Raw genomic sequence first — 21105 nt, forward strand, 5'->3', positions numbered from 1 at the left:
CTGGTGGAAGATACAAAGGGGCGCGGGGGTGCTCAGTTGTCGACCCGTCCGAGACCGAGGGCTCAAGGAGTTCCGACGAGTGCGAAGGTCTGGTCGGCGATCTCCAGCTCCTCGTCCGTCGGCACCACGGCGACCGCGACCCGCGCGTGCTCCGGCGAGATCAGCCGCGGCTCGCCGGACCGTACGGCGTTGAGACCGGCGTCCACCGCGAGGCCGAATTCCTCCAGACCCGCGACGGCAGCCTCCCGCACCGGGGCCGAGTTCTCCCCGACCCCCGCCGTGAACACCACCGCGTCCACCCGGCCGAGCACCGCCGCGTACGCGCCGATGTACTTCTTCAGCCGGTGGATGTAGATGTCGAAGGCGAGCGCGGCCTGCTCGTCGCCCTCGTCCACCCGGCGGCGGATCTCCCGCATGTCGTTGTCGCCGCAGAGCCCGACCAGCCCGCTCTTCTTGTTCAGCAGGACATCGGTCTCGTCCGTCGACATGCCCGCCACCCGCTTGAGGTGGAAGACGACCGCCGGATCGATGTCCCCGGAGCGCGTACCCATCACGAGCCCCTCCAAGGGGGTCAGCCCCATGGAGGTCTCCACGCACCGCCCGCCAGCGACCGCCGATGCGGACGCCCCGTTGCCCAGGTGCAGCACGATGACGTTGACGTCCTCGGGAGCCCTGCCCAGCAGCTTCGCCGTCCTGCGGGAGACATACGCGTGCGAGGTGCCGTGGAAGCCGTAGCGGCGGATACGGTGCGCGTCGGCGGTCGCCACGTCGATCGCGTACCGCGCGGCCGACTCCGGCATCGTCGTGTGGAACGCCGTGTCGAAGACCGCGACCTGCGGCAGGTCCGGGCGGAGCGCCTGCGCCGTACGGATGCCGGTGATGTTGGCCGGGTTGTGCAGCGGGGCGACCGGGACGAGGCGCTCGATCTCCTTCAGCACCTCGTCGGTGATCACGGTCGGCTCGCTGAACTTCTGCCCGCCGTGCACCACCCGGTGCCCGATCGCGGCGAGTTCGGGGGAGTCGAGGCCGAGCCCGTCCGCCGTCAGCTCCTCGGCCGCCGCCTTGAGGGCGGCCTCGTGGTCCGCGATCCGGCCCGTGCGCTCGCGCGGCTCGGCACCGCCGCCGGCCGGCGGGGTGTGCACCAGGCGCGAGGTCTCCTCGCCGATCCGCTCGACCAGGCCGGAGGCCAGCCGCGAGCGGTCGCGCATGTCGAGCAGCTGGTACTTCACCGAGGAGGAGCCGGAGTTGAGGACGAGTACGCGATGCGGTTCCACAGTGGCTGCCGTGCTTTCGTTTCCGGAGGGAGTGGCGGGAGTGGAGGTCGTGGTCATGCGGGGCGCTCCTCGCCCTGCGCCTGGATCGCCGTGATCGCCACGGTGTTGACGATGTCCTGGACGAGCGCGCCCCGGGAGAGGTCGTTGACCGGCTTGCGCAGCCCCTGGAGCACCGGGCCGACCGCGACCGCGCCCGCCGAGCGCTGCACGGCCTTGTAGGTGTTGTTGCCGGTGTTCAGGTCCGGGAAGATCAGCACGGTGGCCTGCCCGGCCACCTCCGACCCCGGCAGCTTCGTCGCCGCGACGGACGGCTCGACGGCCGCGTCGTACTGGATCGGCCCCTCCACCCGCAGCTCGGGCCGCTCGGCCCGCACCCGCTCGGTGGCCTCGCGCACCTTGTCGACGTCCGCGCCGGAGCCGGAGGTGCCGGTGGAGTACGACAGCATGGCGATCCGCGGCTCGACGCCGAAGCGGGCCGCCGTCACCGCCGACTGCACCGCGATGTCCGCGAGCTGCTCGGCGTCCGGGTCCGGGTTCACCGCGCAGTCGCCGTAGACGAGGACCTTGTCGGCCAGGCACATGAAGAAGACCGAGGAGACGATCGAGGCGTCCGGCTTCGCCCTCCCGTCACCCGCCGCCGCCCTGCCTGACGAGCTGCGCTCGACCCCCTTCGTCTTGATGATCTCGAAGGCGGGGCGGATGGTAGCGGCGGTGGAGTGCACCGACCCCGACACCATGCCGTCGGCCAGCCCCTCCTGCACCATCAGCGTGCCGAAGTAGTTCACGTCCGACACCACGTCGTACGCCAGCTCCACCGTCACCCCCCGGTGCGCGCGCAGCTGCGCGTACCGCTCGGCGAAGGCCTGCCGCAGCTCCGAGGTGTGCGGATCGATGATCTGCGTCCCGGCCAGGTCGATGCCGAGGTCGGCGGCCTTCTTGCGGATCGTGTCCACATCGCCGAGGAGGGTGAGGTCGCAGACGTCCCGGCGCAGCAGGACGTCCGTCGCGCGCAGCACCCGCTCCTCGCCGCCCTCGGGCAGCACCACGCGCTTGCGGTCGGAGCGGGCCTGCTCCAGCAGCTCGTGCTCGAACATCATCGGGGTGACCCGGCCGCTGCGGGCCACCGAGATCCGCTCCAGCAGGGCGCCGGTGTCGACATGGCGCTCGAAGAGGCCGAGCGCGGTCTCCGCCTTACGGGGCGTCGCCGCGTTCAACTTCCCCTCCAGAGTGAAGAGTTCCGCCGCCGTGGGGAAGGAGCCCCCGGCCACCGAGACGACCGGGGTCCCCGGTGCGAGCCGGGCGGCCAGCGTGAGTATCTCCTCGCCGGGGCGCTCGTTCAGGGTCAGCAGGACGCCCGCGATGGGCGGGGTGCCGGCGCTGTGCGCCGCCAGCGAACCCACCACCAGGTCGGCCCGGTCCCCGGGCGTCACCACCATGCAGCCGGGCGTCAGCGCGTTCAGCAGGTTCGGCAGCATCGCCCCGCCGAAGACGAAGTCCAGCGCGTCCCGCGCGAGCCCCGCGTCGTCGCCGAGCAGCACCGTGCCGTCCAGGGCGGCGGTGATCTGGGCGACCGTCGGGGCGGAGAGCGCCGGATCGTCCGGCAGCACGGAGACGGGCACCGGCAGCCGGGCCGCGAGCCGCTCCGCCATCCCCGCCCGGTCCTCGGGCGCGACCCGGTTCACCACCATCGCCAGCACGTCGCAGCCGAGACCGGCGTAGGCGCGGTAGGCGTTACGGGTCTCGGCGCGCACGGACTCCGCGGTCTGCCCCTTGCCGCCGACGACCGCGATCACCGAGGCGCCGAACTCGTTGGCCAGCCGGGCGTTCAGCGCCAGTTCGTCGGGGAGCTGGGTGGCGGCGAAGTCGCTGCCGAGCACCAGGACCACCTCGTACTCCCGGGCCACCTGGTGGAAGCGCTCGACGAGCCGCGAGACCAGCTCGTCGGTGCCCTTCTCCGCCTGCACGGCGGAGGCCTCGTGGTAGTCCAGGCCGTACACCGACGCCGGGCTCTGGGAGAGCCGGTAGCGGGCCCGCAGCAGCTCGTAGAGCCGGTCGGGGCCGTCGTGGACCAGCGGGCGGAAGACCCCGACCCGGTCCACCTGACGCGTCAGTAGCTCCATGACTCCCAGCTCGACGACCTGTCGGCCGTCCCCCCGGTCGATCCCGGTCACGTACACACTGCGCGCCACGCGTGCTCTCCCGTCGTTGTGCGGTGCCGCGACCCGCGGTCCGTCCAGGACATGGGGGTTCTCCCCGCGCTGTCCCCGGCCTTCCGACGGGTGCGGCATTGGCCTGCATTGCCTCTTGACGATACCTGCGCGGCCCGCTATACCGCCCGCCGGAGGTTCCGCCCTCGCATCCCTCCTACCCGCTTCCGCGGCCCGCCCGGCCAAAAGCGCGGTGCGCGTGCCCGACGTGGGACAATCGACCTGGTTCAGGGCACGGGGGCCGCCTCGGTCGGCCTCCTGGAAAGCGCGACTCAACGAGCAGGAGACACACCTCGATGCGCATCGGCATTCTCACCGCGGGCGGCGACTGCCCCGGCCTGAACGCAGTGATCCGGTCGGTCGTCCACCGGGCCGTCGTGGGCCACGGGGACGAGGTCATCGGCTTCGAGGACGGCTTCAAGGGGCTGCTCGACGGCCACTTCCGCCCCCTCGACCTCAACGCGGTCAGCGGCATCCTCGCCCGCGGCGGCACCATCCTCGGCTCGGCCCGCCTGGAGCGCGACCGGCTGCGCGAGGCCGCCGAGAACTGCGAGGAGCTGGCCCGCCGTTACGACCTGGACGCGCTCATCCCGATCGGCGGCGAGGGCACGCTCACCGCGGCCCGGATGCTCGCCGAAGCGGGCATGCCGGTCGTCGGGGTCCCGAAGACCATCGACAACGACATCTCCGCCACCGACCGGACCTTCGGCTTCGACACCGCGGTGGGCGTGGCGACCGAGGCCATAGACCGTCTCAAGACGACCGCCGAGTCCCACCAGCGGGTGATGGTCGTCGAGGTCATGGGCCGCCACGCCGGCTGGATCGCGCTGGAGTCCGGGATGGCCGGCGGCGCCCACGGCATCTGCCTGCCCGAACGCCCCTTCCAGGTCGACGACCTCGTCAAGATGGTCGAGGAGCGGTTCGCCCGCGGCAAGAAGTTCGCCGTCATCTGCGTCGCCGAGGGCGCGCACCCGGCCGAGGGCTCCATGCCGTACGCCAAGGGTGCCATCGACCAGTACGGCCACGAGCGCTTCCAGGGCATCGGCAACCGCCTCGCCGTCGAGCTGGAGACCCGGCTCGGCAAGGAGGCCCGGCCGGTCATCCTCGGCCACGTCCAGCGCGGCGGCACGCCGACCGCGTACGACCGGGTCCTCGCCACCCGCTTCGGCTGGAACGCGGTGGAGGCCGTGCACCGCGGCGACTTCGGCAGGATGACCGCCCTGCGCGGCACCGACATCGCCATGGTGCCGCTCGCGGACGCGGTCACCCGGCTGAAGACGGTCCCGGCGGAGCGGATGTACGAGGCGGAGTCGGTCTTCTAGACCCCGCGGTTCACGCCCCGGCCCACCCCGGCCGTCAGCCAGAACTGCTCCACCACCCGGGCCAGGAACGCCCGTCCCGCGTCGCCCGTCGTCGCGGACCGCTCCTGGCCCGTGCTGCTCCAGCTCAGCGTGGAGACCATCAGGGCCTGGTAGTCGGCGTGCAGCTGTTCCAGCACGTCCTGGATCCGTGCCCGGTCCAGCGGGACGATCTTCGCCACCGGGCGGACGTAGGCCTGCCAGCGTGTGGTGACCGCGCTGGTCAGCAGCTCCGACAGCTCCGCGTCGCGGCCCGTCGCCGTGAGGAACTGCGCGGCCGAGAGATCGAGCGCCCGGCACAGTGCGGCGGACTGCCGCTCGTTGCCCTTCCAGCGCCCCGACTCCTCCATCCGCAGGTACGAGGCCCCGGTCATCCCGAGCTGCCGCGCCAGGTCGTCCACGGAGAGCTCCCGGCTCATCCGGTGCTCGCGCAGGGTGGAGGCGGCGGCCAGCAGTTCGCCGGGGGCGCACCACAGGACACCGGCCAGGGCGGTCAGTTCCCGTTCGCCGGGGGTCGCGATGCCGCGTTCCCAGGCGACGACGGTCTCGGCGGGGACGCGGAGCCCGTACTGGGCGGCGAGGCCGTAGGCGACATGGCCGGGAGCCATCCCCAGTGCCTCACGGAGTCGGCGCGCGGCGGGGGCGTTGAAGGGCGGGGTGGGGTGCACGGCCCCACCGTAGAAGTCCAGGTCCTCTCTGGCTACGGTCCGTCCCGTCCGGAACACGCTTCGTGCGAACCTCCTACCGCGAACCGGACGGGCGGTACGCAAACAGGCGCTTGAGCAGCGCTTTCCTTCCGGGCCCACCCCGCCCCGCACTGCCCCTGCGCGTCGGTGCGGCAAGCGCTTGCGGTACGTCCCGGAGACCGGGGCTCAGCGGCCGTCGGCCAGCCAGCGGTAGTGGAGCTCCGGTCGGCCGACCTGTCCGTAATGTGGACGCCGCGCGGCGCTCCCCGCGGCGACCAGGTGCTCCAGGTAGCGGCGCGCGGTGATCCGGGAGATCCCGAGCCGCTCCCCGGCCGCCGCCGCCGTCACCCCCTCCGGGGACTCCCGCAGGACCCCGGTCACCGCCGCCAGGGTCGGCCCGCTCAGCCCCTTCGGCAGTGCGGCAGGATGCGCGACCCGCAGCGCGCCCAGCGCCCGGTCCACCTCCTCCTGCCCGCTCGCCTCGCCCGCGGCCCCCCGGAACTCCGCGTACCGCACCAGCCGGTCCCGCAGCGTGGGGTACGTGAACGGCTTCAGGACGTACTGCACGACCCCCAGCGACACCCCCTCCCGCACCACCGCGAGGTCCCGCGCCGAGGTCACCGCGATCACGTCCGCCCCGTGCCCGGCGGCCCGCAGCGACCGCAGCAGCCCGAGCCCGTGTCCGTCGGGGAGGTACAGGTCGAGCAGCAGCAGGTCCACCGGGGTCCGCTCCAGCACCCGCACCGCCTCCGCCCGGGTGTGGGCCACCGCGGTGACCGTGAAGCCGGTGACCCGCTCCACGTACATCCGGTGCGCGTCGGCGGCCACCGGATCGTCCTCCACCACCAGCACCCGGATCACGCGGTGACCTCCTTCGCCGTACGGTCCCCGATCGGCAGCCGTACCGTGAACCGCGCCCCGCCCTCCGGTGCCCGGTCCAGCTCCACGCTCCCGCCGTTGCGGTGGGCCGCCTGCCGCACCAGCGCCAGGCCGAGCCCGCGCCCCGCCCCGCGCGTCGACCAGCCGCGCCGGAACACCTCGTCCGTCTCGTCCGGTCCGATGCCCGCCCCGGTGTCCGAGACCCGTAGCAGCAGCTCCCGGTCACCGGCGAGCGCGGTCACGGTGACCCGGGCCCGCCCGGCGCCCCGCGGACCCGTGCGCTGCGCCGGCACGGACCCCGTCGAACCGGGGCCGTCACCCTCCGAGGCCGCGTCGACCGCGTTGTCGATCAGATTGCCGAGGATCGTCACCAGATCCCGCTGAGCCAGCGAGGAGGGCAGCGCCCCGTCGTCGATCAGGCTGTCCTCGGCGAGCTCCAGTTCCACCCCGCGCTCGTTCACCTGGGCCGCCTTGCCCAGCAGCAGCGCGGCCAGCACCGGCTCCTCCACCGCCCCCACCACCCGGTCGGTCAGCACCTGGGCCAGCTCCAGCTCCGCCGTGGCGAAGTCCACCGCCTCCTCCACCCGGCCCAGTTCGATCAGCGACACCACCGTGTGCAGCCGGTTCGCCGCCTCGTGGGCCTGGGAGCGCAGCGCCTGCGTGAAGCCGCGCTCGGAGTCCAGCTCACCGGTCAGCGCCTGGAGCTCGGTATGGTCCCGCAGGGTCACCACCGTGCCGCGCCGCTCACCGCCCACCACCGGACGGGTGTTGACCACGATCACCCGCTCCGCCGTCAGGTGCAGCTCGTCCACCCGTGCCTGTGACGCCAGCAGCGCCCCGGTCAGCGGGGCGGGCAGCGCCAGCTCGTCCACCGTCCGGCCGACCACCTCCGCCTGCGGGCCGAGCCCCAGCAGCTCCCGCCCCGCGTCGTTGATCAGCGCGATCCGGCGCCGCCCGTCCAGCATCAGCAGCCCCTCGCGCACCGCGTGCAGGGTGGCCTGGTGGTAGTCGTGCAGCCGGCTCAGCTGGGCCGCGTTCATCCCGTGGGTGTGCCGCCGCAACCGGGCGTTGATCACGTACGTGCCGATCCCGCCCAGCGCCAGCGCCCCGCCCGCCGCCAGCGCCAGGGCGCCCAGCTGCTCCCGTACCTGCGAGGAGACCCGGTCCACCGTGATGCCCGCGCTGACCAGCCCGATGATCGCCTCGCCGTCGCGGACCGGGGTCACCACCCGGATCGAGGGGCCCAGGGTGCCGGTGTACGTCTCGGTGAAGATCTCCCCGCGCAGCGCCTCCTCGGTGTGGCCGAGGAACGTCTCACCGATCAGCGAGGCGTCGGGGTGCGTCCAGCGGACCCGCTCGGTGTCCATGATCGTGACGAAGGCGATCCCGGTGTCCCGCCGCACCCGCTCCGCGTACGGCTGGAGTACGGCGGAGGGGTCCGGGGTACCGATGGCCTCCCGCACGGACGGGGAGTCGGCCACCGCCACCGCCGCCGCCCGCACCTGGCGGGCGGCCGTCCGCTCCGCCTGCGCGGAGCCGGAGACGTACGCGAAGACCGCGCACCCGGCCACCACCGCGGCGATCAGCACGACCTGCATGGCGAAGAGCTGCCCGGCCAGGCTGCGGGGACGGGTACGGGGGAGGCGCATGGCCACAGTCTGCCTCGCCAGAGCGGACCGCTCCCAGTGGCTCGAAACCGCCCGTGAACGATATGAACGCAAGGGTGACCGGGGTCACAGGGCGGTGGATAGTCACCGAAGCCCCCAGGGACGGGGGCACAAGCCGAGCCGAGGAGCCCCACGATGGCCGTGGCAGCCGAACAGCGGGACCGTACCCACTACCTCTACATCGCCGTGATCGCCGCCGTGGCGCTCGGCATCCTGGTGGGCTTCACGGCCCCCGGGGTGGCCGTCGAGCTCAAGCCCGTCGGCGCCGGCTTCGTGAACCTGATCAAGATGATGATCTCGCCGATCATCTTCTGCACGATCGTGCTGGGCGTCGGCTCGGTGCGCAAGGCGGCCAAGGTCGGCGCCGTCGGCGGCCTGGCGCTGGGCTACTTCCTGGTCATGTCGACCGTCGCCCTCGCCATCGGCCTGCTGGTCGGCAACTTCCTGGAGCCCGGCTCCACCCTCCACATCACCGAGCAGGCGCGGGCCGCGGGCGAGGCGCAGGCGTCCGGGGCGAGCGAGTCGACCGTGGACTTCCTGCTCGGCATCATCCCGACCACCATCGTCTCCGCCTTCACGGCGGGCGAGGTGCTGCAAACCCTCCTGGTCGCGCTGCTCGCGGGCTTCGCGCTCCAGGCGATGGGCTCGGCGGGTGAGCCCATCATCCGCGGCATCACCCACATCCAGCGGCTCGTCTTCCGCATCCTCGCCATGATCATGTGGGCCGCCCCGGTCGGCGCGTTCGGCGCGATCGCCGCGGTGGTCGGCGAGACCGGGCTCGACGCCCTGAAGTCCCTGGCGATCATCATGATCGGCTTCTACCTCACCTGCGGGCTCTTCGTCTTCGTGGTGCTCGGCACCATCCTGCGCCTGGTCGCCGGGGTCAACCTGATCTCCCTGCTGAAGTACCTGGGCCGCGAGTTCCTGCTGATCCTCTCCACCTCCTCATCCGAGTCCGCGCTGCCGCGGCTCATCGCCAAGATGGAGCACCTGGGCGTCAGCAAGCCCGTCGTCGGCATCACCGTGCCGACCGGCTACTCCTTCAACCTCGACGGCACCGCGATCTACCTCACGATGTCCTCGCTCTTCATCGCCAACGCGCTGGGTGACCCGCTGAGCGCGAGCGAGCAGATCTCGCTCCTGGTCTTCATGGTCATCGCCTCGAAGGGCGCGGCGGGCGTGACCGGCGCGGGCCTGGCGACCCTCGCGGGCGGTCTCCAGTCGCACCGCCCCGAACTCGTCGACGGAGTCGGCCTGATCGTCGGCATCGACCGCTTCATGAGTGAGGCCCGCGCGCTGACCAACTTCGCGGGCAACGCGGTCGCCACGGTCCTCGTCGGCCACTGGACCAAGGAGATCGACAAGGAGCGCGCCGGCCAGGTCCTCGCCGGCCGGATCCCGTTCGACGAGCGGACCCTGGTCGACGACCACGCCCCGTCCGGCGGTTCCGGTGACGTCCCCGAGCAGCGCGGGACGGCGGCCGAGCCCGCCAGGATCTGACCGGCCACCGACGCCACTGCGCCCCCCCACCCAAGGACACCCGTACTTCCCCCGGTACGGGTGTCCTTGCCCGGTCTCCACCCTGCCTGTCGCGGGCGCGGCACTGCTCGCGGACGGTGGCATCGTCCGGGCGGTCCGACGCCGGTCGGCGGTACGCAGGCGGGCCGGCCACCCGGCCGGGGACCCCTGTCCGCCGCGTCACCCCCGACGCGGTACGGGCCCCCTCCGTCCGGCCGGCTCAGACGCTCACGCCGGCCGGAACCACACCGTCGCCAGCGGTGGCAGTGTCAGCGAGACGCTGGCCGGCCGGCCGTGCGCGGGCACCGCCTCCGCCTTCACCGGCTCCTCGTTGCGTACGTCGCTGCCGCCGTACCGGGCCGCGTCCGTGTTCAGGACCTCCACCCAGCCCTCGGTCCCGGTCTCCGGCACCCCGAGGCGGTAGTCGTGGCGGACCACCGGGGAGAAGTGCGAGACCGCGAGGAGCGGTGAGCCGTCCGCGTCGTAGCGCAGGAACGCGAAGACGTTGTCCTCGGCCGCCCCGCCGTCCACCCAGCTGAACCCCTCCGGCACGGTGTCGCGCTGCCACAGCGCCGGCACCGCCCCGTACACCGCGTTCAGGTCGCCCACCAGGGTGCGTACCCCGCGGTGGTCACCGGAGGCCTCGTACGTCGGGTCCAGCAGCCACCAGTCCGGGCCGTGGCCCTCCGACCACTCCGCTCCCTGGGCGAACTCCTGGCCCATGAAAAGGAGTTGCTTGCCGGGATGGGCCCACATGAAGCCCAGGTAGGCGCGGTGGTTGGCGCGCTGCTGCCACCAGTCGCCGGGCATCTTCGCCACCAGCGCCTGCTTGCCGTGCACCACCTCGTCGTGCGAGATCGGCAGCACGTAGTTCTCGCTGTACGCGTACACCATCGAGAACGTCATCTCGTTGTGGTGGTACTTGCGGTGCACCGGCTCCTTCGCCACGTACAGCAGCGAGTCGTGCATCCAGCCCATGTTCCACTTGAGCCCGAAGCCCAGGCCCCCGCTGTCGGTGGGCCGGGTGACGCCGTCCCAGGCGGTGGACTCCTCCGCGATGGTGACGACGCCCGGATTGCGGCGGTAGACGGTCGCGTTCATCTCCTGGAGGAAGCCGACCGCGTCCCAGTTCTCGCGCCCGCCCTGGTCGTTGGGCGACCACTGGCCGTCCTCGCGGGAGTAGTCGAGGTAGAGCATCGAGGCCACGGCGTCGACCCGCAGACCGTCGATGTGGAACTCCTCGCACCAGTACGTGGCGTTGGCGACCAGGAAGTTGCGGACCTCGGTACGCCCGTAGTCGAACTCCAGCGTCCCCCAGTCCGGGTGGTGTGCCCGGCGCGGGTCGGAGTGCTCGTACAGCGGCCGCCCGTCGAACTCCGCCAGCGCCCAGTCGTCGCGCGGGAAGTGGGCGGGCACCCAGTCCATGATCACGCCGATGCCCGCCCGGTGCAGGGCGTCCACCAGGTACCGGAAGTCGTCCGGGGTGCCCATCCGGGAGGTCGGGGCGTAGAAACCGGTGACCTGGTAGCCCCAGGAGCCGCCGAAGGGGTGCTCGGAGACCGGCATCAGCTCGACATGGGTGAAGCCGAGGTCCTTGACGTACGCGGGAAGCTGCTCGGCGAGCTGACGGTAGCTCAGGCCCGGCCGCCAGGAGGCGAGATGCACCTCGTACACCGAGAAGGGGGACTCGTGGACCGGCCGGTCGCCCCGGTGGGCCATCCAGTCCGCGTCCCGCCACTCGTGGTGCGACGCGGTGACGATCGACGCGGTCGCGGGCGGGACCTCGGTGCGGCGGGCCATCGGGTCGGCCCGTACCGTGTGCGAACCGTCCGGGCGGCAGATGTCGTACTTGTAGAGCGCGCCCTCGCCCACCCCGGGCAGGAACAGCTCCCACACCCCGGTCGAGCCGAGCGAACGCATCGGGAAGCCGGTGCCGTCCCAGTAGTTGAAGTCACCGGAGATCCGCACTCCACGCGCGTTCGGCGCCCACACGGTGAACCGGGTCCCGGCCACCCCCTGGTGCTCCATGGGCTCCGAACCGAGCGCCCGCCACAGCTCCTCGTGGCGGCCCTCCGCGATCAGATGCAGGTCGAGCTCGCCGAGCGAGGGCCAGAAGCGGTACGGGTCGTCCACCTCGATGGTGTCGTCGTCGTACGCGACCTGGAGCCGGTAGCCGGGCACCTCCGGCACCGGCAGCACACCGGAGAAGAACCCGTCGCCGTCGTCGTGCAGTTCGGCACGCGCCCCTTCGGCCAGCACCGTGACCGAGCGGGCGAACGGGCGCAGCGCCCGTACCAGCACCCCGCCCGGGATCGGACGGGCGCCGAGCACGTCGTGCGGCGCGTGGTGGTCCCCGGCCAGCAGCCGGCCGCGGTCGGCGGTGTCCAGCGCCGGTGCGGGGCGGGCGGCCCCGCCGTCGCCGGCCTGCCGGGGGAGCGAGGGGACCGCGTCCGCGCGCCGGGCGCGCTTGGCGGGTGCGGCCTGGGTGGTCGTGGTGGTGGCACCCGGCGCGACGGCCTCGACGGCTTCGGCCGCCTCCGCGGATTCGAGGGCACCGGGTGCGGAAGCGGGCGCCGGCGTCGGCGCGGTCTCCACGCTCACGGCGTCGGCGGTGGCTTCGGCGGCAGCGGTCTTGCGGGATGCCTTGCGGGAGGGCTTGCGGGCGGTCACAGGGACTGCCTCCTCGGAGGGTTCGGAGGGCGGAGGGGAGAAGAGAGGAGTGCGGACTCAGGCCGCGGCGGACTGGGCCAGTCGCTGGATGGCGGCCATCGGGACCGGCAGCCAGTCGGGGCGGTGCCGGGCCTCGTACACCACCTCGTACACCGCCTTGTCGGTCTCGTGGGCGCGCAGCAGCTCCGGTTCGCCGCGCGGGTCGGTGCCCGACGCCAGCGCGTACCCCTCGCAGTAGGCGGCACGGCAGCGGGCCGCCCACTCGGGGTTCCACGGGCGGTGCGAGCGGGCCGCGTAGTCGAAGGAGCGCAGCATGCCCGCCACATCGCGCACCGGGGGTGCCGGGCGGCGGCGCTCGTCCAGCGGGCGGGCCGGTTCGCCCTCGAAGTCGATCAGCGACCAGAAGCCGTCGGGGGAGCGGAGCGCCTGGCCGAGGTGGAGGTCGCCGTGCACCCGCTGCTGCGCCCAGCCGCCGCCCCGGTGGCCGAGCGCCGTGACGGCGTCGAACGCGGTGCGCAGGGCGGGGACGTAGGGGACGAGGGCCGGCACCGCCTGGGCGGCGGCCTCCAGGCGCTGGGTCATCTGGGCGATCAGCTGCCGGGTCTGCGTCCCGTGCAGCGCGGGCGTGGGCAGGGCCGCGGCGAGTGCGGTGTGCACCTCGGCGGTGGCCCGGCCCAGCGCCCGCGCCTCGGGGACGAAGTCGCGGCCCGCCGTGAGCGCGGTGAGGGCGAGCTGCCAGCCGTCCCGGGCACCGTGCAGGAAGGGCTGGAGCACACCGAGGGTGAGCGGTTCGGGGCCGGGGGCCTCGAACCAGGCGATCGGGGCCGGCACCCGCTCGCACCCCTCACGGGCCAGGGCGAGCGGCAGCTCCAGATCCGGGTTGGTGCCGGGGAAGACCCGGCGGAAGATTTTGAGGATGTACGCGTCGCCGTAGACGAGCGAGGAGTTGGACTGTTCGGCGTCCAGCACCCGGGGTGACAGCCCCGCCGGGATCGCGGCGGTCCGCTCGAAGCGGAGGGCGCCGAGGGTGCCCGGGCGGCGGAACCGTTCCAGCAGAAGGTCCGCCAGGCGTGGGTCGTGCAGCGCGTCGTAGACGGTCCGCCCGGCCAGCGGGCCGCGCTCCACCCGGCCGATCAACGCTCCGGCGAGGGTGGCCGGCAGCGAGGTCCGCACGCCGATCAGGAGCTGGTAGCAGTCGTCCGCCGTACGGGCCGACCGCGACGGCTGCTGGACCCGGACCATCAGATGGAGCAGTCCGGGACCGGCCGTGCCGTCCAGCGGCAGCATCTCGGTGGCCGAGACCAGCGAGAAGCCGGTGACCGCCCGGCCCTTGCCGGCGAACCACCGCTGCCGGGGCAGCCATGCGTGGAGCAGGGGGGCGAGGGACGGCAGCAGGCCACCGTCCGTCGTACTGCTCGGGGTTGCGCTGTTCCTCGTGCTCTTCGCCAGGGCGACGTGACTGGATGCAGCCTCCGACATGGCATCGCGTCCTTTCCCCGGGCACACAGGATGCGAAGAGTGTCCCGGATTGCGGCAATGGCTGTCCGGCTGTGCGGGACGTGTCGGGAGAGGAAGGTGCTTACGGACTCGAACGGCGGAACCGTGAAGTGTGGAGCACCGGGCCGGGAAGGCCCGACAAGGGACGGGTGCCCCGTGCGGGAGGGCGGAAACCGACCCGCACGGGGCACCGCCGGATCAGGCCGGCGGCGCGTCCTTGCGCAGCCGGAACCAGTAGAAGCCGTGTCCGGCCAGGGTCAGCAGGTAGGGCCACTGGCCGATGGCCGGGAAGCGTACCCCGCCGATCAATTCCACCGGATGACGTCCGTTGAACGATCGCAGGTCCAGCTCCGTCGGCTGCGCGAACCGCGAGAAGTTGTGCACGCACAGGACGAGGTCGTCCTTGTACTCGCGGGTGAACGCCAGCACCGCCGGGTTGGACGAGGGCAGCTCGGTGTACTCGCCGAGCCCGAAGGCCGGATTCTGCTTGCGGATCTCGATCATCCGCCGCGTCCAGTGCAGCAGCGAGGACGGCGAGGCCATCGACGCCTCGACGTTGGTCACCTGGTAGCCGTAGACCGGGTCCATGATCGTGGGGAGGTAGAGCCGCCCCGGATCGCTGGAGGAGAAGCCGGCGTTGCGGTCGGGTGTCCACTGCATGGGGGTGCGGACGGCGTCCCGGTCGCCCAGCCAGATGTTGTCGCCCATCCCGATCTCGTCCCCGTAGTAGAGGATCGGGGAGCCGGGCAGCGACAGCAGCAGGGCGGTGAACAGCTCGATCTGGTTGCGGTCGTTGTCCAGCAGCGGGGCCAGGCGGCGGCGGATGCCGATGTTGGCGCGCATCCGCGGGTCCTTGGCGTACTCCGCGTACATGTAGTCGCGCTCTTCGTCGGTGACCATTTCGAGGGTGAGCTCGTCATGGTTGCGCAGGAAGATGCCCCACTGGCAGTTCTTCGGGATCGCCGGGGTCTTCGCCAGGATTTCCGAGACCGGGTAGCGGCTCTCGCGGCGCACCGCCATGAAGATCCGTGGCATCACGGGGAAGTGGAACGCCATGTGGCACTCGTCGCCGCCCGCCTCGTAGTCGCCGAAGTAGTCGACGACGTCCTCCGGCCACTGGTTGGCCTCGGCGAGGAGCACGGTGTCCGGGTAGTTGGCGTCGATCTCCTTGCGGACCCGCTTGAGGAAGTGGTGGGTCTCGGGCAGGTTCTCGCAGTTGGTGCCCTCACGCTGGTAGAGGTAGGGCACCGCGTCCACCCGGAAGCCGTCGATGCCCAGGTCCAGCCAGAAGCGCAGGGCGGCCATGATCTCCTCCTGCACGGCCGGGTTCTCGTAGTTGAGGTCCGGCTGGTGGGAGAAGAAGCGGTGCCAGTAGTACTGCTTGCGTACCGGGTCGAAGGTCCAGTTGGACGTCTCGGTGTCGACGAAGATGATCCGGGCGTCCTGGAACTGCTTGTCGTCGTCGGCCCAGACGTAGTAGTCGCCGTACGGCCCGTCCGGGTCGGTGCGCGACTGCTGGAACCACTCGTGCTGGTCGCTGGTGTGGTTCATGACGAAGTCGATGATGACGCGCATGCCCCGCTGGTGCGAGGCGTCCACGAATTCCACGAAGTCGGCGAGATCGCCGAACTCCGGCAGCACGGCGGTGTAGTCGGAGACGTCGTAACCTCCGTCGCGCAGCGGCGACTTGAAGAACGGCGGCAGCCAGAGGCAGTCGACACCGAGCCACTGGAGGTAGTCCAGCTTGGCGGTGATGCCCTTGAGGTCGCCGATTCCGTCGCCGTTGGAGTCCTGGAAGGACCGGACGAGCACCTCGTAGAAGACGGCGCGCTTGAACCAGTCGGGATCACGGTCCTTGGCGGGTGTGTCCTCGAACGTGTCGTGGACAGGCTCATTGACGATCATGGTGTGGGTGACCCTCCGGTCGGCGGGGACGGTCGCAGGACGGCGATGTGCGCGGGCGTGGTGCCCGGCTCCAGGCGCACATAGAAGGTCCTGCCCCAGTGATAGGTGTCGCCGGTGAGCTCGTCGCGCACCGGTACGCGCTCGTGCCCCTGGAGGCCGAGCCGCTCCATGTCCAACGAGACCGTGGCCTCCTGGGTGTGGTGAGGGTCGAGGTTCACGACCACCACAACGGTGTTCGAACCGGAACGTTTGCTGTAGACGATCAGCGACTCGTTGTCGGCGTGGTGGAAGTGGACCTCGCGCAGCTGCTGGAGCGCGGGGTTACGTCGGCGGATCCGGTTCAGCGAGGTGATCAGGGGTGTCAGCGTGCGGCCCTCGCGCTCCGCCGACTCCCAGTCCCTCGGGCGCAGTTCGTACTTCTCCGAGTGCAGGTACTCCTCGCTCCCCGGCTTGGCCGGAGTGTTCTCGCACAGCTCGAATCCGGCGTAGACGCCCCAGGACGGGGCGAGGGTGGCGGCGAGTACGGCCCGGGCCTCGAAGGCCGGGCGCCCGCCGTGCTGGAGGTAGCCGGGCAGGATGTCCGGGGTGTTCACGAAGAAGTTGGGCCGCATGTAGGAGGCGGCCTCGCCGGACAGCTCCGTGACGTACTCGGTGAGCTCCTGCTTGGTGTTGCGCCAGGTGAAGTACGTGTACGACTGCTGGAACCCGATCGCGCCCAGGGTGTGCATCATCGCCGGGCGGGTGAACGCCTCCGCCAGGAAGATGACGTCGGGGTCGGTGCCGTTGATGTCGGCGATGACCTTCTCCCAGAAGACCACCGGCTTGGTGTGCGGGTTGTCGACGCGGAAGATCCGCACCCCGTGGTCCATCCAGAAGCGCAGGATCCGCACCGTCTCCGCCACCAGACCGCGCAGGTCCTTGTCGAAGGCGATCGGGTAGATGTCCTGGTACTTCTTCGGCGGGTTCTCGGCGTACGCGATCGAGCCGTCCGCGCGGTGGTGGAACCAGTCCGGGTGGTCCTTGACCCACGGGTGGTCCGGCGAGCACTGGAGCGCGAAGTCCAGCGCGATCTCCATCCGCAGGTTGCGGGCCACCGACACGAAGTGGTCGAAGTCCTCGAGCGTGCCCAGCTCCGGGTGGACGGCGTCGTGGCCGCCGTCCGGCGAACCGATCGCCCACGGCACCCCCGGATCGTGCTCACCGGGCGTCAGGGTGTTGTCCGGGCCCTTGCGGTGGGTGGTCCCGATCGGATGGATGGGAGGCAGGTACACGACATCGAAACCCATGGCGGCGACCGCGGGCAGCCGCTCGGCCGCCGTCCGGAACGTGCCGCTGACCAGCCGCGTCCGCGCGTCCGACGAAGCGGCGGGCAGGGTGTCGGAGGGAGCCACCGGCACCCGCCGCGCCCCCTCCGAACGCGGGAACAGCTCGTACCACGACCCGTACAACGCCCGCTCGCGCTCCACGCGCACCGCCAGCGGCTTGGACCGGGTGACCAGCTCGCGCAACGGGTGGCGGGCCAGGACCGCCTCGGCGGCCGGGGTCAGGGAAGCGGCCAGCCGGGCGGCCGGCGGGTGCGCGGCGTCACGCAGCGCGTCCACCGCGGCGAGCACCGCCTCCCGTCCGTTCTTCTTCGGCACTCCCGCGGCGGCCCGCTCCAGCAGGGCGGCGCCCTCCGCCAGCACCAGGTCGGTGTCGATGCCCGCCGGGATCTTGATCGCCGCGTGGTGGCGCCAGGTGGCGACCGGATCGCTCCAGGCCTCCACGGTGTACGTCCAGCGGCCTTCCGACGACGGGGTGATCTCGGCACCCCACCGGTCCGTGCCCGGCGCCAGCTCGCACATCGGGGTCCACGGCCCGACCCGTCCGCTCGGATCGCGCAGCACGACATTGGCCGCCACCGCGTCATGGCCTTCGCGGAAGACGGTGGCGGTGACCTGGAAGGTCTCACCGACGACGGCCTTCGCCGGCCGTCTGCCGCAGTCGACGAGAGGACGGACGTCCAGGACGGGAATACGACCGATCATGGAATCACCTGGGGGCTGGAGGAGCTCGGCGTGCACGGGGGACGGCACGGATGCGGAGGACCGACCGCGCGTGCCGCGATGATGGGGATCGGTCCTTTGTAACTGCTCAGCTGTCTGCTGACGGGCTGTGGGCATGGCCGCTCCTGTCCGCGTTCACTCGAATGGCACTCGAATGGGTGGGGCGCGGGGGTTTCAAGCATGTTTCGGATCCACCGGGAGGGTGTGCGGGCCGGGTCGGGCTGCGTACCGGGAAAGCCTTCCCCACGTTCGTCCTCGGGAAATCCGGCGCTGTGTTAACTACTCGGTCGTAGCCGGTCGGTCAGGTCCGGTCAGGGTCCGGTCGCGCCCGGCGTGCGCCCCGGTGGGCGTACGAGCCAGCAGCACCCTCACAGGTTCCGGATACCCGCTTTGCGGCGCCACACGGCAGCCTTCCCTGTACCAGGAAGGTCCACAAGGCTGTGTACGGGGGTGAAATCGGCCAAACCCCCAGGTGAAGGATGAGGCGGGTGAGGACGGGAGGTACGTGTGGGGTTCCTGTGGGGGAGGCGCGCGGCGGGCGGTCCCGGACCCGGTGAGCCGTCCGCGCGCCGTGGCAGGACGCCACGGCCGGCCGCTACCGTCGAGGGTGACGGAAGGGACGCACACCGTCGTGCGTCCCCTCGGATGCGCAAGTCCCCTGTAAAGGTGGAGTACGTGAAGGCCATTCGTCGATTCACCGTGCGTCCTGTCCTCCCCGAACCCCTCCGACCTCTCCACGACCTCGCGCGCAACCTGCGCTGGTCGTGGCACACCGAGACCCGCGAGCTCTTCCGGGCCGCCGACCCCGAGGGGTGGCGGCCCGCGGCCGCCGACCCCGTACGCCTGCTCGGCTCCCTGACCGCGGGGCGCCTCGCCGAACTGGGCCGGGACCCGGAGTACCTGGGCCGCCTGGCCGAGGCCTCCGCCGACCTGAAGGAGTATCTGGACGGCCCGCGCTGGTACCAGGAACAACAGGCGGCCGGCGCCGAACTCCCCTCCGCCATCGCCTACTTCTCGCCCGAGTTCGGCGTCACCGCCGCACTGCCCCAGTACAGCGGCGGCCTCGGCATCCTGGCCGGCGACCACCTCAAGGCCGCCAGCGACCTGGGCGTCCCGCTCATCGGCGTCGGCCTGCTCTACCGGCACGGCTACTTCCGCCAGAGCCTGTCCCGCGAGGGCTGGCAGCAGGAGCACTACCCGGTCCTCGACCCCAACGAACTCCCGCTCGACCTGGTCCGCGAGAGTGACGGCACCCCCGCCCGGGTGGTGCTCGCCCTGCCCGGCGGGCGCTCGCTGCACGCCTGCGTCTGGCTGGCCCGGGTCGGCCGCGTCCCGCTCCTCCTGCTCGACTCCGACGTCGAGGAGAACGCACCGGGCGAGCGCGACGTCACCGACCGGCTGTACGGCGGCGGCAGCGACCACCGGCTCCTGCAGGAGATGCTGCTCGGCATCGGCGGGGTGCGCGCCGTGCGCACCTGGTGCCGGCTCACCCGGACCCCGGAGCCGGAGGTGTTCCACACCAACGAGGGCCACGCCGGTTTCCTCGGCCTGGAGCGCATCCGGGAACTGGCCGCCGACGGCCTCGACTTCGACGCGGCCCTCGAAGTGGTCCGCGGCGGGACCGTCTTCACCACCCACACCCCGGTGCCCGCCGGGATAGACCGCTTCGACCGGCAGCTGATCGCCCGCCACTTCGGCGACGACGGCGAGCTCTCCGGCGTCCCCGTGGAGAAGATCCTGCCGCTGGGCCGGGAGACCTACCCCGGCGGCGAGCCCGAGCTGTTCAACATGGCCGTGATGGGGCTGCGGCTCGCCCAGCGCGCCAACGGCGTCTCCACCCTGCACGGGGCCGTCAGCCGGGAGATGTTCTCCGGGCTCTGGCCGGGCTTCGACCCGGCGGACGTGCCGATCACCTCGGTCACCAACGGGGTGCACGCCCCCACCTGGGTGGCCCCCGAGGTCTTCCGGCTCGGCGCCGGACAGGTCGGCACCGGCCGCGCCCACCAGGTCCTGGCGGGCGGATCGGTGGCCGACGAGGCCTCCGCGCAGACCGGCACCCCACGCCGCTGGGACGCCGTGGGCGGCATCGGAGACCAGGAGATCTGGGACCTGCGCCGCGAGCTGCGCGGGCAGCTGGTGACCGAGGTCCGCCGCCGCCTCTACGCCTCCTGGCGCCGGCGCGGCGCGGGCACCGCCGAGCTCGGCTGGATCGACGACGTCCTCGACCCGTCCGTCCTGACCATCGGCTTCGCCCGCCGGGTCCCCTCGTACAAGCGTCTTACGCTGATGCTGCGCGACCGCGACCGGCTGCGCGAGCTCCTGCTGCACCCGACACACCCGATCCAGATCGTGGTGGCGGGCAAGGCCCACCCCGCCGACGACGGCGGCAAGCGGCTGGTCCAGGAGCTGGTGCGGTTCGCCGACGACCCGCGCGTGCGCCACCGCATCGTCTTCCTGCCGGACTACGGCATGGGCATGGCGCAGAAGCTCTACCCGGGTTGCGACGTCTGGCTCAACAACCCGTTGCGCCCGCTGGAGGCGTGCGGCACGAGCGGGATGAAGGCGGCGCTCAACGGCTGCCTCAACCTCTCCGTGCGCGACGGTTGGTGGGACGAGTGGTTCGACCCGGACTTCGGCTGGGAGATCCCCACCGCCGACGGCTCGGCGGTCGACGAGGACCGCCGCGACGAGCTGGAGTCGGGCGCCCTGTACGCCCTGATCGAGGACCGGGTCGCCCCGCGCTTCTACGACCGGGGGGCCTCCGGGCTGCCGGACCGGTGGATCGAGATGGTCCGCTCCACCCTGGTCAACCTGGGGCCGAAGGTGCTCGCGGGGCGGATGGTGCGCGAGTACGTGGAGCGGCTGTACGCCCCCGCCGCGCGGTCCCGGCGGGCCCTCGGCCCGGCGGTGGCGCGGGACCTCGCGGAGTGGAAGGCGAAGGTCAAGGCGGCCTGGCGGCACGTCTCCGTCGACCATGTGGAGTCGGTCACCGACACCGTGGCGGGCGGCTCGGCCGAGCTGGGGGCGACCCTGTCGCTGCGGGTGCGGGTCGCCCTCGGCGGCCTGGACCCGGACGACGTGGAGGTCCAGGTCGTCGCGGGCCGGGTGGACTCCGCCGACGCCATCGCGGACGCCCAGGTCTTCCCGCTGAAGCCGGCGGGCGGCCACGACCTGGAGGACCGCTGGCTGTACGAGGGCCCGCTCGCCCTGGACCGGACGGGACCGTACGGCTACACCGTGCGCGTCCTGCCCGCGCACGCGCTGCTCGCCTCCGGAGCCGAGCTGGGCCTGGTCGCGGTGCCGAACGAGGCGACGGGGGAGGGCGCGGGCGTGCTGATGCGCTGAGGGCGCGACGTACGGCGAACGGCCCGGGAGGGGGCGAACCCCTCCCGGGCCGTT

The 21105-nt window shown here is 72.1% G+C and carries 12 protein-coding genes; 3 read left to right on the plus strand and 9 right to left on the minus strand.

Annotated features, from left to right (window positions below; all coding sequences use genetic code 11):
- Nucleotides 1-62: 62 nt before the first annotated feature.
- Together ACIQAK_RS08715 and pta are read right to left on the minus strand one after the other, a co-directional pair.
- Nucleotides 63-1274, minus strand: coding sequence for an acetate kinase (locus tag ACIQAK_RS08715; protein WP_366387818.1), 1212 nt, complete (start codon nt 1272-1274; stop codon nt 63-65).
- Nucleotides 1275-1327: 53 nt separating this feature from the next.
- Entirely contained in the window at nt 1328-3463 is a 2136-nt protein-coding gene (pta, locus tag ACIQAK_RS08720) for a phosphate acetyltransferase (RefSeq protein WP_366387546.1), read from the minus strand.
- Nucleotides 3464-3777: 314 nt separating this feature from the next.
- Here pta and ACIQAK_RS08725 point away from each other — a divergent pair, with 314 nt between their 5' ends.
- Entirely contained in the window at nt 3778-4803 is a 1026-nt protein-coding gene (locus ACIQAK_RS08725; RefSeq protein ID WP_366387547.1) for an ATP-dependent 6-phosphofructokinase, read from the plus strand.
- On the opposite strand, the gene ACIQAK_RS08730 is transcribed toward ACIQAK_RS08725, so the two are convergent.
- The 3 genes from ACIQAK_RS08730 to ACIQAK_RS08740 all read right to left on the minus strand — a co-directional run bounded on the left by ACIQAK_RS08730 (nt 4800) and on the right by ACIQAK_RS08740 (nt 8053).
- Nucleotides 4800-5447: a helix-turn-helix transcriptional regulator gene (locus ACIQAK_RS08730; RefSeq protein ID WP_366387819.1), complete on the minus strand. Its 648-nt coding sequence runs from the start codon at nt 5445-5447 to the stop codon at nt 4800-4802. The two genes, ACIQAK_RS08725 and ACIQAK_RS08730, sit on opposite strands and share 4 nt — an antisense overlap.
- A 264-nt stretch (nt 5448-5711) precedes the next feature.
- Nucleotides 5712-6386 carry a response regulator gene (locus ACIQAK_RS08735; RefSeq protein WP_366387548.1) on the minus strand — a complete coding sequence of 225 codons (675 nt, stop codon included), beginning with the start codon at nt 6384-6386 and terminating at the stop codon, nt 5712-5714.
- Nucleotides 6383-8053 (minus strand): sensor histidine kinase, encoded by a 1671-nt coding sequence (locus tag ACIQAK_RS08740; protein WP_366387549.1) that lies wholly within the window; start codon nt 8051-8053, stop codon nt 6383-6385. Before ACIQAK_RS08740 ends, ACIQAK_RS08735 begins: the two co-directional genes overlap by 4 nt.
- 153 nt (nt 8054-8206) lie before the next feature.
- On the opposite strand from ACIQAK_RS08740, the gene ACIQAK_RS08745 reads away from it, so the two are divergent.
- Nucleotides 8207-9571 (plus strand): cation:dicarboxylate symporter family transporter, encoded by a 1365-nt coding sequence (locus tag ACIQAK_RS08745; RefSeq protein WP_366387550.1) that lies wholly within the window; start codon nt 8207-8209, stop codon nt 9569-9571.
- A gap of 246 nt (nt 9572-9817) precedes the next feature.
- Here ACIQAK_RS08745 and glgB read toward each other — a convergent pair whose 3' ends face one another.
- The 4 genes from glgB to ACIQAK_RS08765 form a co-directional block, all read right to left on the minus strand.
- Nucleotides 9818-12259, minus strand: coding sequence for a 1,4-alpha-glucan branching enzyme (gene glgB, locus ACIQAK_RS08750; protein WP_366387551.1), 2442 nt, complete (start codon nt 12257-12259; stop codon nt 9818-9820).
- Nucleotides 12260-12316: 57 nt separating this feature from the next.
- Complete coding sequence (locus tag ACIQAK_RS08755; protein WP_366387552.1) at nt 12317-13738, minus strand: maltokinase N-terminal cap-like domain-containing protein; 1422 nt, start codon at nt 13736-13738, stop codon at nt 12317-12319.
- 216 nt (nt 13739-13954) lie between these two features.
- On the minus strand, nt 13955-15661 hold the full coding sequence (gene treS, locus ACIQAK_RS08760) for a maltose alpha-D-glucosyltransferase (RefSeq protein ID WP_015611444.1): 1707 nt from the start codon (nt 15659-15661) through the stop codon (nt 13955-13957).
- Nucleotides 15658-17688 (minus strand): alpha-1,4-glucan--maltose-1-phosphate maltosyltransferase, encoded by a 2031-nt coding sequence (locus ACIQAK_RS08765; RefSeq protein WP_366387553.1) that lies wholly within the window; start codon nt 17686-17688, stop codon nt 15658-15660. Before ACIQAK_RS08765 ends, treS begins: the two co-directional genes overlap by 4 nt.
- A gap of 693 nt (nt 17689-18381) precedes the next feature.
- On the opposite strand from ACIQAK_RS08765, the gene glgP reads away from it, so the two are divergent.
- On the plus strand, nt 18382-21051 hold the full coding sequence (gene glgP / locus ACIQAK_RS08770) for an alpha-glucan family phosphorylase (RefSeq protein WP_366387554.1): 2670 nt from the start codon (nt 18382-18384) through the stop codon (nt 21049-21051).
- The last annotated feature ends 54 nt before the right edge of the window (nt 21052-21105 follow it).

The sequence above is a fragment of the Streptomyces sp. NPDC088706 genome (assembly GCF_044752765.1).
Lineage (GTDB): Bacteria > Actinomycetota > Actinomycetes > Streptomycetales > Streptomycetaceae > Streptomyces.